The sequence below is a fragment of the Xanthomonas sp. NCPPB 3005 genome, assembly GCF_041228095.2.
GTDB lineage: Bacteria > Pseudomonadota > Gammaproteobacteria > Xanthomonadales > Xanthomonadaceae > Xanthomonas_A > Xanthomonas_A bonasiae.
On record NZ_CP166096.2, the window covers coordinates 354,509 to 367,412 of the forward strand.

The 12,904-nt window shown below is 67.7% G+C and carries 10 protein-coding genes and 2 pseudogenes; 7 read left to right on the forward strand and 5 right to left on the reverse strand.

The features are described 5' to 3' along the window. The first annotated feature begins 18 nt into the window (after positions 1–18). From aceA to AB8810_RS01625, 3 genes are all read left to right on the forward strand, one after another. The gene (gene aceA / locus AB8810_RS01615) at positions 19–1,314 is read left to right on the forward strand and encodes an isocitrate lyase (protein ID WP_179571088.1); all 1,296 of its coding nucleotides are present in this window, start codon (positions 19–21) and stop codon (positions 1,312–1,314) included. Positions 1,315–1,611: 297 nt separating this feature from the next. Then, positions 1,612–2,658 carry a diguanylate cyclase gene (locus AB8810_RS01620; RefSeq protein WP_179571087.1) on the forward strand — a complete coding sequence of 349 codons (1,047 nt, stop codon included), beginning with the start codon at positions 1,612–1,614 and terminating at the stop codon, positions 2,656–2,658. Positions 2,659–2,684: 26 nt separating this feature from the next. After that, positions 2,685–5,285: a putative peptide modification system cyclase gene (locus AB8810_RS01625; protein WP_369915354.1), complete on the forward strand. Its 2,601-nt coding sequence runs from the start codon at positions 2,685–2,687 to the stop codon at positions 5,283–5,285. Here AB8810_RS01625 and AB8810_RS01630 read toward each other — a convergent pair. Both AB8810_RS01630 and AB8810_RS01635 read right to left on the reverse strand, forming a co-directional pair. Beyond that, positions 5,227–5,394, reverse strand: a pseudogene (locus AB8810_RS01630) (NHLP-related RiPP peptide); the annotation flags it as partial. The gene AB8810_RS01625 and the pseudogene AB8810_RS01630 overlap by 59 nt on opposite strands. Positions 5,395–5,417: 23 nt before the next feature. Continuing rightward, positions 5,418–6,632, reverse strand: a complete 1,215-nt coding sequence (locus AB8810_RS01635; protein ID WP_369915355.1) for a putative peptide maturation dehydrogenase — start codon at positions 6,630–6,632, stop codon at positions 5,418–5,420. 294 nt (positions 6,633–6,926) lie between these two features. Here AB8810_RS01635 and AB8810_RS01640 point away from each other — a divergent pair. Further along, positions 6,927–7,136 (forward strand): annotated as a pseudogene (locus AB8810_RS01640) (putative peptide maturation dehydrogenase); the annotation flags it as partial. Between the two features lie 117 nt (positions 7,137–7,253). On the opposite strand, the gene AB8810_RS01645 reads toward AB8810_RS01640, so the two are convergent. The 3 genes from AB8810_RS01645 to AB8810_RS01655 all read right to left on the reverse strand — a co-directional run bounded on the left by AB8810_RS01645 (position 7,254) and on the right by AB8810_RS01655 (position 10,532). Further along, complete coding sequence (locus AB8810_RS01645; protein ID WP_369915356.1) at positions 7,254–8,069, reverse strand: DUF2884 family protein; 816 nt, start codon at positions 8,067–8,069, stop codon at positions 7,254–7,256. Between the two features lie 119 nt (positions 8,070–8,188). After that, complete coding sequence (locus tag AB8810_RS01650) at positions 8,189–8,782, reverse strand: cupin domain-containing protein (protein WP_369915357.1); 594 nt, start codon at positions 8,780–8,782, stop codon at positions 8,189–8,191. Positions 8,783–8,909: 127 nt separating this feature from the next. Beyond that, positions 8,910–10,532, reverse strand: a complete 1,623-nt coding sequence (locus tag AB8810_RS01655) for a SulP family inorganic anion transporter (RefSeq protein WP_369915358.1) — start codon at positions 10,530–10,532, stop codon at positions 8,910–8,912. A 446-nt stretch (positions 10,533–10,978) separates the two neighbouring features. On the opposite strand from AB8810_RS01655, the gene AB8810_RS01660 reads away from it, so the two are divergent. From AB8810_RS01660 to AB8810_RS01670, 3 genes are all read left to right on the forward strand, one after another. Beyond that, on the forward strand, positions 10,979–11,398 hold the full coding sequence (locus AB8810_RS01660) for a hypothetical protein (protein ID WP_369915359.1): 420 nt from the start codon (positions 10,979–10,981) through the stop codon (positions 11,396–11,398). Between the two features lie 174 nt (positions 11,399–11,572). Continuing rightward, positions 11,573–11,779: a hypothetical protein gene (locus AB8810_RS01665; RefSeq protein ID WP_369915360.1), complete on the forward strand. Its 207-nt coding sequence runs from the start codon at positions 11,573–11,575 to the stop codon at positions 11,777–11,779. Positions 11,780–11,810: 31 nt separating this feature from the next. Then, a complete protein-coding gene (locus tag AB8810_RS01670; RefSeq protein ID WP_369915361.1) occupies positions 11,811–12,902 on the forward strand; it encodes a DUF3182 family protein in 1,092 nt (363 codons plus the stop codon). Positions 12,903–12,904: the final 2 nt, after the last annotated feature.

Here is a 12,904-nt window from a genome sequence, read left to right on the forward strand (position 1 = left end):
TTCCGAGGAGAACGCAAGATGAGCACCACGTTGCAGACCGCCGAACAGATCCAGCATGCCTGGGACACCGATCCGCGCTGGGCCGGGATTGCCCGCAACTACACCGCCGCCGATGTGGTGCGCCTGCGCGGCACCGTGCACGTGGAACATTCGCTGGCCCGGCTCGGCGCCGAGAAGTTGTGGAAGTACCTGCACGAAAAGGACTTCGTCAACGCGCTGGGCGCGCTGACCGGCAACCAGGCGATGCAGCAGGTCAAGGCCGGGCTCAACGCGATCTACCTGTCCGGCTGGCAGGTCGCCGCCGACGCCAACCTGGCCGGGCAGATGTACCCGGACCAGTCGCTGTACCCGGCCGACTCGGTGCCGGCGGTGGTCAAGCGCATCAACAACACGCTGCTGCGCGCCGACCAGCTGCACCATGCCGAGGGCAAGGACGAGATCGACTTCCTGCAGCCGATCGTGGCCGATGCCGAGGCCGGTTTCGGCGGCGTGCTCAACGCCTTCGAGCTGATGAAGGCGATGATCGAGGCCGGCGCGGCCGGCGTGCACTTCGAGGACCAGCTGGCCTCGGTGAAGAAGTGCGGGCACATGGGCGGCAAGGTGCTGGTGCCGACCCGCGAGGCGATCGAGAAGCTCAATGCCGCGCGCCTGGCCGCCGACGTGCTGGGCGTGCCGACGCTGCTGGTCGCGCGCACCGACGCCGAAGCCGCCGACCTGGTGACCAGCGACATCGACGCCAACGATCGCCCCTTCACCACCGGCGAGCGCACCGTCGAAGGCTTCTTCAAGACCAACAAGGGCCTGGACCAGGCGATCAGCCGCGGCCTGGCCTACGCCCCCTACGCCGACCTGATCTGGTGCGAGACCGGCAAGCCGGACCTGGAGTTCGCGCGCCGCTTCGCCGAGGCGATCCACGCCAAGTTCCCGGGCAAGCTGCTGGCCTACAACTGCTCGCCGAGCTTCAACTGGAAGAAGAACCTGGACGACGCGACCATCGCCACGTTCCAGAAGGAGATCGCCCGCTACGGCTACAAGTTCCAGTTCATCACCCTGGCCGGCTTCCATGCGCTGAACTACTCGATGTTCAACCTGGCGCACGGCTATGCGCGCCGGCAGATGAGCGCCTTCGTCGAGTTGCAGGAAGCCGAGTTCGCCGCCGCCGATCGCGGCTTCACCGCGGTCAAGCACCAGCGCGAGGTCGGCACCGGCTACTTCGATGCGGTGACCCAGGCGATCCAGCAGGGCCAGTCTTCCACCACCGCACTGAAGGGCTCGACGGAAGAAGAGCAGTTCCACGGCGAAAAGGCCGCCTGACCTGCAGCCAGGCGTCCATTCATTGCTTGCCGATCCCCATGGGAGGGGAGAGCCCGGGTTCGCCCGGGCTTTTTTTGCCTGCGCGATGGCGCATGTGCCGACAGCGATACGGTGTCTACGAGTTACGACAGGACTGGGTGCGGAAACGCCGTACCGGCGGGCCGCCAACGCCCGATTTCGGATCATTTCGCGGTCTCCGCGCATGCGAGATTGGCTGTGATCGCATCAGCGCCGATTCGTTCAGGTGCTATGCTTTGCGCAAGATGGCGGGCGACGCCAAGAGCAGTAGGGGGCTGGATGAGCTGCGACAGCGCCGCGTCCAATGCACGCGAGACAATTCCGACGGTTGCCGTGGTTGCCCCCAAGCCCAATGAGCTGGCGGTGCTGACCGCCGCGGAACTGCGCCTGTTCTCCGAGTTCGGCCGTTCGCGCACGGTGCGTGCCGGCGACGTGCTGTTCCGGCGCGGCGACGGCGGCAGCGCCATGTTCGTGATCAGCAGCGGCGTGATCGACCTGGATTTCGGCGAGGACCTAGTCGTCAAGCATCTCGGGCATGGCGAATTCTTCGGCGAACTCGGCCTGTTGATCGGCAGCCACATGCGCAGCGCCGACGCCATCGCCGCCAGCGACGGCGTGCTGGTGGAGCTGGACCACGACGACTTCCAGCGCCTGGTGGAGCGCGACCCCGGCCTGGTCGCCTACTTCCTGCGCCGCACCATCATGCGCGTGGTGATGAACGAACAGACCCTGATCCGCCAGCTGCGCCGCCGCAACCACGACCTGGAAGCGGCGCTGGACAACCTCTACGCCACCACCCACCAGCTCAGCCAGACCGAGGAGCTGGTGCGCACCGACGAACTGACCGGCCTGCACAACCGCCGCGGCCTGATCCTGCGCCTGCAGGAATGCCGCCGCGACGGCCGCTCGCCGGGTCCCGGCCTGCTGCTGATCGACTGCGACCGCTTCAAGCGCATCAACGACGAGCACGGCCATCTGGTCGGCGACCGCGTGCTGCAGAACGTCGCCAACATCCTGCGCTCCGTCGCCGGCCAGGACGACATCGCCTGCCGCCTCGGCGGCGACGAATTCTGCCTGCTGGTGTCCACCGGCAACGCGGACGATCTGCGCCGCATCGGCGAGTTCGTGATCGCCACCGTGCAGAACCTGCTCGGCGTGCCGCATCCGCTGCCGCACATCTGCCCGGTCAGCATCGGCATCAGCCGGGTCGATCCGCAATCCGACTGGAACGACTGGTACGCCAACGCCGACGCCGCGCTGTACGAGGCCAAGCGCCTCGGCGGCAACCGGTTGTACTGGCACGACCTCGCCTCCGGCTCGCGCTGAGCCCACCAAGCACCCTCGAGCTGCCCATGAACCACGCCCACCAGCCGCAGCCCGACGCCCCGCAGCTGCGGACGTTGCTGCTGACCGACCTGTGCGATTCGATGGCGCTGGTGGAGCGGCTGGGCGACGCCAACGCCGCCGAACTGTTCAAGCTGCACGATCACCTGGTGCTGGAACTGCAGCAGCGCTGGCGCGGGCGCCTGATCGACCGTTCCGATGGCCTGCTGCTGCTGTTCGAACGGCCGATCGACGGCCTCGGTTTCGCCCTGGACTACAGCCGCGGCCTGCACGCGCTGGGCAAGCAGCGCAAACTGGAACTGAAGGTGCGCGCCGGCCTGCACGTCGGCGAGGTGCTGACCTGGCGCAACAGCGACGCCGCGGTGCAGGTCGGCGCCAAGCCACTGGAAGTGGAGGGCCTGGCCAAGCCGACCGCGGCGCGGCTGATGACCCTGGCCCGCCCCGGCCAGATCCTGCTGTCGGCGGTCGCCGAGTCGCTGACCCACCGCGCCGCGCGCGAACTGGGCGAGCGCGGCGAGCGCCTGCTGTGGAAATCGCACGGCCGCTGGCGCTTCAAGGGCGTGCCGACGGCGCAGGAGATCTACGAAGTCGGCGAGATCGGCAACACTCCCCTGCGCGCGCCGAAACCCACACCGAAGGCATGGCGGGACATCCCGCTATGGCGCCGGCCGGCGGCGCTGCTGGCGGAGGTCGGCCTGATCGCTGCGGTCGCGGTCGGCGTCTGGTTCGTCACCCGTCCGCAGCCCGCGATCGCCTTCGCCGAGCGCGACTGGGTGGTGGTGGGGGATCTGCGCAATCTGACCGGCGACACGCTCTACGACGACACGATCGAGACCGGGCTGCGCATCAGCCTGGAGCAGTCGCGCTACGTCAATGTGCTGGCCGATGCGCGTGTGCGCGAGGCGCTGAAAATGATGCAGCGCGACGCCGGCGTTGCCGTGGATCGCAAACTCGGCGCGGAAATCGCCCAGCGCACCGGCGCGCGTGCCTTGCTGCTGCCCACGGTTTCCGACGCGGACGGGAAGGTGCGGATCAGCATCGAAGTGGTCGACCCGGCGACGGAGGCCACGGTCGTCACCGAGTCCGCGACGGCGCGTGGCCCGGGGTCGGCGGTCGCGGCGTTGGGGGAGGCCGGCGACTCGTTGCGCAAGGCGTTCGGCGAGAGCGTGGCGTCCATCAAGAAGAGTTCAGCCCCGCTGGAACGGGTGACGACCGACAAGCTCGATGCGCTGCGTGCGTTCTCGCTGGGTCAGAAGTCCTACGCCGAGCAGAATCTGCAAGCGGCGGAAATGCAGTTCAGGCAGGCGCTGAATATCGACCCGAACTTCGCCATGGCCAAGATCGGCCTGGCGCGCGTGGCCTACAACAAGACCGACGTGCTCAGCGCGCAGCAACAGATGGGCATGGCGATCGAGGACACGGGCAGGCTGACCGACCGCGAGCGCCTCTATGCCATGGCGCAAATGGCGCTGTTCCGATGGGAAAAGGATTATCCCGGCAAATGGGTCGCCCTGTCGTCCCTGTATCCCGATTATCACGTTGCCGCATTCAATGTGGCCACGAGCATGCGCGACGGTGCCCGCTTCAAGGAGATGTTCGAATACAGCAACCGCGCCGCGGCAACGCAGGCAGTCACCCGTCCGGTCGCACTGAGCTTCAGGGCGATCGCCCGCTCGGCCCTGGGCGATGTGGCCGAAGCCGAGCGCGACTATCTCCAGGCCGAAGCGTTGGGGTTCCGCAAGAATTCCGTCGAATTTTCGCTGATCAAGGCGGCCGAATCGAAGTTCAAGGAAGCCGACGCGATGTTGCGTCCGGTTCCGGGAGAGCCGCCGTTCGCTAAAAACGAGCGGGCCGCCGCGAACCTCAATGTGATGGCGGATCAAGGCGAGTGGGAAAAGGCCGCGCAGCAGGCCGATGCGCTCAGGGCTGCGGTCGCCGATCCGCATACGCCGTTCGAATGGGGCGCACGGACCTCCGTACTGGCGATCATGCGCCATACGTCCGACAGCAAGACGGTTCTGCAGGAAGCGCAGAAGCTGGTGACTCTGGCGGAAAACGGCCTGCACAACAGCGCCGGCCGGGCGCAGGAAGCGGTGGCGAATGCGGCGCTCTATGCGGGCTATGTTGCGGCCTGCAACGGCGATATCGCCACTGCCCAGCGTGCATTGAAAGTGGCCAAGCCGATTGCCGACATCGCCCCCTATCCTCTGCTCAAGAATTCTTCGGCCATCGTCGAGGCCCGGATCGCCATGCAGTCGGGAAAGCCCGACGCGGCGCTGGACATCCTGAAACCCTTCGATCAGCCCTGGGCGTTGACCTTGACCAAGGTCGAGCGGCTATCCGCCGAGGTGGCACTGGGCCGGGATGTGGGCGAGCAGCTCGCCTCTATGAAAACGTTGGCCTGGCGCGGTCGCGTCTACGCCGAATGGGCGGCCGAAAGGCCGCCCGTGATCGAATCGCTGTCGTCGCCGCAGCAACTCCTCAACGACAAAAAACCACCCAGCCAAGGCTCGCTTCGAACTGCTTCGCCAGAAGTTCCAGATTCGCTTCGATCTCTTCCTTGCTCGGGAGATTCACGCTCTCGGGCAAAATGCTCGGGTCGAGGTTGAATCCATATTCGGCGAATGCCGCGACAGGATTCTGTTCCATGGCAGCGCGAAAGGCATCGTCGCTGGCGAGGCGTTGCAGCAGGGACCGTGCATTATCTAGTGTGGTCATTTAGTTTGCGCTCGTGGATGGTTTTATTGCCCAAGTGATTGATGCGTCGCGATCAACGGCTTGGGATTCAAGTGTAGCGTGTTTTTCGTGGCATCAATGTTGCCGACGCCATTGGCGCCGATCACCATGGTCGTGAGCGGGTCCAGCGACAGCAGTCGGCCGGCGTCGGTATCGTTGATGGCGGCCGTGTAGAACGCACCGAGATCGCGTTCCGTCGCCAGCAGGTAGAACGTCTGGCTCAGGTGGCCGGAGTCCAGCAGAACCGCCTTGTAGGCCTTGGGGTGGCGCCGGTATTTCCAATGGTGCCGATCCAGCCGCGCGACATGGAAGACGAGCGCGCTGGAATCGGCGAAGTAGGTTTGCCCGATGGTCAGGTCGGCGGCCAGCGTTCTGGCCTCGGCCTCGGTCAGGTCGATTATCTTGACGAGTTTGTGGGTGTCGGATTCATAGTGATAGAACCCTGGCGTCAGCCCTTCCACATCGATTATCAAGGGATACGCCTCGATCGGGTGCAGCGATCCGCCGGAAGGACTGGTGCGGCGTACGGCGACATGACCGGGTGCGATTTCCTCGGCCCCGATCGCGCCGAACGTGCCGAACAGCATGCGCGACAGTTCGGTCAGGGCGAGTGGGCGCGTCCGATCGAAATGCCGGGTGGTGCGCCTGGCACGCAGGACATCGGCAACGTCGCCTTGCAGCGTTTCGGCCGGAAGCGCTATCGAACCGATCCCATCCTGGCGCTTCGGGAAATGCGCGGGAAGCGGGCCATGCGTGGCAATGTGCTTGTCCAGGCGCGCGCGCTCAGCCGCATTTCCGTGTTCCCGGCTGCCCTCGTCGCCGACCACGCCCGACCACGCGCTCATGCGGTGATAGACGCTGGCCAGCGGATGCCATCCCACGGTTTCGAGCGTCGCCTGGCCGGCCAGGATGGCGGCACTTCTGGTGTCTGGAGTGTCGCAAAGAACGATCTCGTCCTCGATCATCCTGTCGATGAAGGACGCATCGCAGTTGTGCTTTCGCATGACCTCGCCGGCGTCGGTCCAGGCATTTCCCGGTAGCGAGGCGACGATGGCCAGCGCCTCGGGCGAAAGCGAAATGCGTTTTCCGCTGAGGGGACACAGCAGGGCGGTGGCGATGGTGGTATCGAGGACGACCGAGCCATTGAGCAGCGCGCTGATATTGGGGAAGAGCACGTCCCCGATTTCGATGATGCAGTGAAGCCTTCGGCGTAATTTCATCTGGATTGGTTTCTGATCGCTGACGGTATGCGGGAGAACCTGGCCGACCCGACGCTGTGCCGCGCGCGATGGTGGGTCGATGACACGGCGTTTCCAGCGCTGGGGTCATGTGCACTGGCATACGATCAGTATGCCGAAGGACGTGGCCGAGGCGTGGGCGCGTTGGCAGCCAATCCGCAGGCACCTTGCCAGGCGTGCCGCGCAACCGGCCATCGGTGCAGGCCGCGCGCGCCGGCCGGCGTCCTGGACCATGTCGGGAGCAGGGCGTCCTTCGCCGGTCGACCTATCGTGTTGCTGTGCCTGTGCGCGACGCAGGCGCAGTGGGGCGCGTTCGTGACCTCGGCGATCAACGAGGTGGATATCGAGCAGGCATTCGGCATGGATCCGTTGCGCGCAGGGCCGCTGGTGGTCTGTGGCTTCGGCTGGCGGGCGCCGGCGTTGACCACCGCGGAGTTCGATCCGGCCGGCGCGGTATGGCAGGCCAGCGTCGCCGGATCGCCCTGACGAGCGCGCGCGGTGGCATGAGGCGCTTCAGTCAGTGCCAGCGAGCATGGCCGCCGCATTGGTGCAGCGCCCCTGCAGTTGCCTGCGGTGGCGTCCGCCGCCAGTCGTTGTCTGTGTTCAGTGCGCCTGGCTGTGCGCCGTTGCGGTTGCGGCCACAGCCGCTGCGTCGGGGGCGGCCGGCTTGGCTGGCGTGTCGCTATGTTCGAGCAATTCCAGACGTTTGCCGCCGGGCAGCCGATAGTCCAACTGCTGCTCCAGCGCATCCAGCGCGGTGACCTGCACGCAGAGCGCGTCGGCCCTGGCTTCCAGCGCCTTGCCACGCGCGTCCATGCGCCGCTCCAGGTCCTTCTCCATCGCGTCGGTGCGTTTCTCGATGGCGTCGGCGCGCCCGGTGAACACCGCGAACATCACCCCGCGGGTCAGTGCGCCGGCCATCTCCTCGGCGGCGGCGCTGACGTCGGCTTCGAATGCCTTGTCGAACGGTTCCTTCTGCCATTGGCCTTTGCCGAGGGTGCGGTCAAGGTGGGCGAGGGCGGCGTCGCGATGCCGCTCGATCTTGCGCGCCTTGCTGCTGCTGCCGGTGATGGCCTCGACCACGCCACCGAAGGCGTCGAAGGTGATGCCGACCACCTCGCGGGCGATGCCGGCCACTTCGGGCATCAGCGCCTGGGCGCCCTGTTCCATCTGCCGCAAGCGCTGGGCGTCGGCGCTGCTGAGCGGCTGCGCGACGCCGTCCACCTGCAGGCGGCCGTCATGCAGGAACACGGTCTTCGGCGTGCCGGCGCTGCGCGTCAGGGCGACGCCGGTCCGGTCGACGATGACGTCGTAAGGCGTGGAAAAGCCGCATTGCTGCGAGGAGAACTGCGGGCCGGCGCTGGCGCTGGCGGCGGCACCCAGCAGGGAGAGCGTACACACGGAAAGCAGCAGGCGCATGGCGGCGGTTCCTTTGACGATGACGGCAGCATCGGTGCTGAGCCGTGCCGTGTCGTCTGCGGGAAGTCAGGGTGCGGGAAGTCATGCCTGCACCGCGGCGCCGGCAAGCCCGTGCGGATCTAGCTCGGACCCTCATGCATCGCCCAGTGCTGGAGAAGGGGGCCTTGCGGGCCGGCGACGGGATCGCTGGGCGGGAACGGCAGCTGGGCGATGCGCCGGATCGTTTCGGCGCTGGGCACCTGCCGGCAGATGTCCCAGTCCTGCCCGGCGGGATAGGCGCCGACCACCACGAAGTCGCCGCTGGAGGCGATGCAGCGATGGCCGGTGCCGGCCGGCAGCAGCAGGGCGTCGCCGGCCGCCAGCGTGGTTTCGGGGCCGCCTGGGCCGCCGATGACCAGCCGCGCGCTGCCGCTGGCCACGCCAAGCACTTCGTGGGCAGTGGAATGGTAGTGGTGGTAATCGTAGATGCCATCGCGCCATTGCGGCGGCCAGCCGTGGGCGGCGAAGCGGCGTTCGAAGCCGGCGGCATCGCCCTCGCGTCCGGCTTGGCGGTACAGCAGGACCGGCAGGAACGGATGGTTGGGCACCCAGTCGTGCGGCGGCAGCAGCCAGTGTTCCAGGTGCATCGGCGCGTCCTCGCGGCATGGTGTGGCGGGCAGCGGGCGGCCGCCGTTGCGGATCATGCTAGCCAGGCCGCGTGGTCGCGGCGTCATGGCGCGATGCGGCGACATCGTCGCGGTGCACGTCCGCATGCAGCGTTCGACACGGCAATCCCAACGCCATCCGCCGGCTTGCGACACGGCAGCCCAGGCGATATCGCCAGGACTGCCACTGCTTGCCTCAATGCAACGGTGCAGGGCCCGCGTCGGCACGATGGTGCGTGCCCAGGTCCCCGACCATGGCGGCGCTGGCGGCGTTCAGTCCCACCACCTGCACCTGCGCACCATGGCGGCGGAATTTCAGCACCACCTTGTCCAGCGCGCCGATGGCGCTGATGTCCCACAGGTGCGCCTGCGTCAGGTCGAGGGTGACCCGCGCCGGTGCGTGCGCATAGTCGAACGCAGCGGCGAAGCTGCCGGCCGAGGCGAAGAACAGCTGGCCGCCGATGCGGTAGGTGTGGCCGCCATCGGCGTCTTCGGTCCTGGCGATGTCCAGCATGCGCCCGACCTTGCGCGCGAAGAACAGCGCCGACAGCAGCACGCCGGTCAGCACGCCGCGCGCCAGGTCGTGGGTGGCCACGGTCACCACCACGGTGGCGAGCATGACCAGGCTGGAGCTCTTCGGATGCGTGCGCAGCTGCGCCAGCGAGCGCCAGCTGAAGGTGCTGATCGAGACCATGATCATCACCGCCACTAGCGCCGCCATCGGGATCTGCCGCACCCACGCGCCGGCGAACACCACCAGCATCAGCAGCACGCTGCCGGCGACCAGCGCCGACAGGCGGCCGCGGCCGCCGGATTTCACGTTGATCACCGACTGCCCGATCATCGCGCAGCCGGCCATGCCGCCGATCAGTCCGCTGGCGACGTTGGCCGCGCCCTGGCCGATGCATTCGCGGTTCTTGCCGCTGGGGGTGTCGGTCATGTCGTCGACGATCTGCGCGGTCATCATCGATTCGAGCAAGCCGACGACCGCCATCGTCGCCGACACCGGGAACACGATCTTCAGCGTCTCCAGCGTCCATGGCACATCCGGCAGCAGGAACGTCGGCAGGCTGTCGGGCAACTGGCCCTTGTCGCCGACGGTGGGCACGGCGATGCCGAAGTACAGCGCCATGCCGGTCAGCAACACGATCGCCACCAGCGGCGGCGGCAGCGCGAGCGTGCGCGTCCAGCGATGGCCGAGCAGCAGCGCCGCGGCACCGATCGCCGCCACGGCATACAGCGCACGCGCATCGAGGCTGCCGGCGGTCAACGCGGCGCCCAGCAACAGCAGCCACAGGCCGAGTCCGGCAAAGGTGCGTCGCGACAGCCACGGCAGGCCGTAGATCACCAGCAGGCCCAACGCCACCAGCGGGTATACCGGTGCCGGCACGCCGATCAGTTCCGGCAGCTGCGCCATGAAGATCAGGATCGCCAAGGCATTGACGAAACCGGTGATCACCGAGCGCGACACGAAGCGCATCAGCGCGCCGAGCTTGAGCAGGCCGGCGCCGATCTGCAGCACGCCGGTCAGCAGCGTCGCCGCCAGCAGGTACTGCAGGCCGTGGTCCTTGACCAGGCCGACCATCAGCAGCGCCATCGCGCCGGTGGCGGCGGAGATCATGCCCGGCCGGCCGCCGACGAAGGCGATCACCACGCAGATGCAGAACGAGGCATACAGCCCGACCTTGGGATCGACCCCGGCGATGATGGAGAAGGCGATGGCTTCGGGGATCAGCGCCAGCGCCACGACCAGGCCGGCGAGCACGTCGCCACGGATGTTGCCGAACCATTGCTGGCGCAGCGGGGGATTGAGATTCACGAGAAAATGCTCCTGGCGCCGTGCCCGTCGCGGGGCGGCGCTACACGAAATGGAAAGCCAGAACACACCGGGCGTCCCGCAAGGGGACAGCGTGGAAAGCGCAGCGCGGGTGTCAGGGTGGCGTCATGTCGTGGCGTGGGGAGCGGAAGAGCACGCGGCGATGCGTTGCGTGCCGCGCCAGTATAGAACAGTCGCGCCTGTGCCGGCCTTGCGCTGCTTCCCACTTGCGCGTGTTGCGGTGGTTGCAGCGCTGCATGTGCAGGCATGCGAGCACGGCGGAGAAGCGGGCTGACGTCCGATACGGCTGTTCGCAGCCGCTGGCATGCCCGCCTGGGTCGCGCGGCGGAACGCGCCGTCCCATTGCCGGAGACGCCACGGCTCACAATCTCCTCACTATTTGCGCGCAGAATGTGGCAACAGGATTGCGCGACGTGGAGCGCCGGCGAATGAACGATTTACGCATCGACCATGTCGACGCTGCCTTGTCCGCGCTGGACCAGGCCGATCCGCAACGCAAGGCGGCGTTGTGGCAGTGGGCGTATCTGGAGATGTTGCACGAGACCCTGAGCGCGATGCATCAGCTGTCGCACCGGGTCGGCGTGGCCGAGCTGGTCGCCGATGCCTGGCTGGCGCCGGTGGACGTGATCGCACTGGAGCATTCGTTCCTGGACCGAGCCACGCTGGCCGATCCGCGCGTGCAGGCCTTCGCGTTGGCGTTGGCCGAAGCGTCCTCGCGCCAGTCGCGCGCCGAGCTGTGGCGCAGCGGCTACGCCAGCGCGGTGCAGGCCACGCTGCAGGGCATGCAGGCGCTGGCCGGCAAGCACCGGATCGATGCGCAGGTCGCTGCGCCCTTGTGGTCCGCCTGAGCGCCACCTCGACGCATCCGTACGGCGTGGATAGCGTCGCTGGTGACGCGTCGGTAGCGTGCGCTCGCAGCAGGCGACGTCGGCAGTTGCATCTTCGACATCCAGAGACCTGCTAACGCGCTCGGCACGCAGCGTTCACCATGGCGCAACGCCGTTGCCGACAGCCTTGGGAACATGGTCAGCTCCCACCGCCATTCCGCATCGCAGGCGACGGCCACGCAGCAGGCGCGGCCGGCGAGCGACGTTCCTGCCGATGCCCCGGGCATCTCGGAAGCCGGCGCCTGGTGGCGGCAATTGCGCGCCGCCGTGCCGCGCTGGTTGCTCGCCGCGGTGGCGCTGTTGGCGCTGGGTCTGCTGCTGTACTGGTACGCCCGTGCTTGACCTCCTGTCCTCATCGCGTGGAGAGCCGCGCATGGCGCCATCTGCCGCACACGACCATGTCCGTCGCTGCAGCGTGCGCCTGCATCCGCCCGGCGGGCACGAGGTCGCCACGCACGCCTGGATCGCCGCCGAAGTGGCGCGGCTGATGCGCCTGCCGTTGCAGGATGCCAGCGCGGCGCAGAGCGGTTTCTACGTGCCGGACGACACCCTGACCGTCGCGCAGGCGCAGCAGCTGGGCGTGCGTGCGGCAACCGACCTGCTCGGTGGCGTGGTCCCGCAAGCGTTCGTCGCTACCAAGGCGATCAGCCATCCGCTGGTCGATCCCGGCGCGGCCGCGCCGCAGGGGTGGGCCCATGCGCTCGGCGGCGCGCTGGCCGAGGCGACGGTGCCCGGCTACACCGCGTTCGCTGCGGACGATGCGCGCGTGGCGTATGCGCGCTTGTGCGGCGGCGGCCAGGTGCGGTTGAAGCTGCCCAGCGGCATCGGCGGGCAGGGCCAACTGCTGCTGCACGACGCGCACGTGCTGGAGACGGCACTGGCCGCGGTGGCGGCGACGGACCTGGCGCAGCAGGGCGTGGTGCTGGAGCGGCAACTGGACCGCTCGACGACCTTCAGCGTCGGCGAAGTGGACTGCGCCGGCATGACCATCGCCTATTACGGCACGCAATCGGTCACCGACGACGCTGTCGGCCGCGAGACCTACGGCGGCTCGCAACTGTTCGTGATCCGCGGCACCCTGGACGCGCTGCTCGAACGCACGTTGCCGCCGCAGCAGCGCGAGGCGGTGCTGAAGGCGCGCCACTACGATCGCTGCATCGCCCAGGCCTATCCCGGTTTCTATGCATCGCGCCGCAACTACGACGTGATCGCCGGCATCGCCGAGGATGGCACGCGCCTGTGCGGCGTGCTCGAGCAATCCTGGCGCGTCGGCGGCGCCACGCCGGCGGAACTGGCCGCGGTCGATGCCTTCCAGCGCGATCCGGCGTTGCACGCGGTGATCGCGGCCACGGTCGAACGCTACGGCGTGCCGGCGCTGCCCGCGGACGCCGAGGTCTACTACATGGGCGAGGATCCGCGCGTGGGGCGCCTGACCAAATACCGTTATGTGAGCGCTGCGGACTGACG

What these genes read in the sequence shown, in the direction of transcription:
- aceA (WP_179571088.1), top strand. Translation starts at nt 19, where the DNA reads ATGAGCACCACGTTGCAGACCGCCGAACAGATCCAGCATGCCTGGGAC.
- AB8810_RS01620 (WP_179571087.1), top strand. Translation starts at nt 1,612, where the DNA reads ATGAGCTGCGACAGCGCCGCGTCCAATGCACGCGAGACAATTCCGACG.
- AB8810_RS01625 (WP_369915354.1), top strand. Translation starts at nt 2,685, where the DNA reads ATGAACCACGCCCACCAGCCGCAGCCCGACGCCCCGCAGCTGCGGACG.
- AB8810_RS01635 (WP_369915355.1), bottom strand. Translation starts at nt 6,632, where the DNA reads ATGAAATTACGCCGAAGGCTTCACTGCATCATCGAAATCGGGGACGTG.
- AB8810_RS01645 (WP_369915356.1), bottom strand. Translation starts at nt 8,069, where the DNA reads ATGCGCCTGCTGCTTTCCGTGTGTACGCTCTCCCTGCTGGGTGCCGCC.
- AB8810_RS01650 (WP_369915357.1), bottom strand. Translation starts at nt 8,782, where the DNA reads ATGACGCCGCGACCACGCGGCCTGGCTAGCATGATCCGCAACGGCGGC.
- AB8810_RS01660 (WP_369915359.1), top strand. Translation starts at nt 10,979, where the DNA reads ATGAACGATTTACGCATCGACCATGTCGACGCTGCCTTGTCCGCGCTG.
- AB8810_RS01665 (WP_369915360.1), top strand. Translation starts at nt 11,573, where the DNA reads ATGGTCAGCTCCCACCGCCATTCCGCATCGCAGGCGACGGCCACGCAG.
- AB8810_RS01670 (WP_369915361.1), top strand. Translation starts at nt 11,811, where the DNA reads ATGGCGCCATCTGCCGCACACGACCATGTCCGTCGCTGCAGCGTGCGC.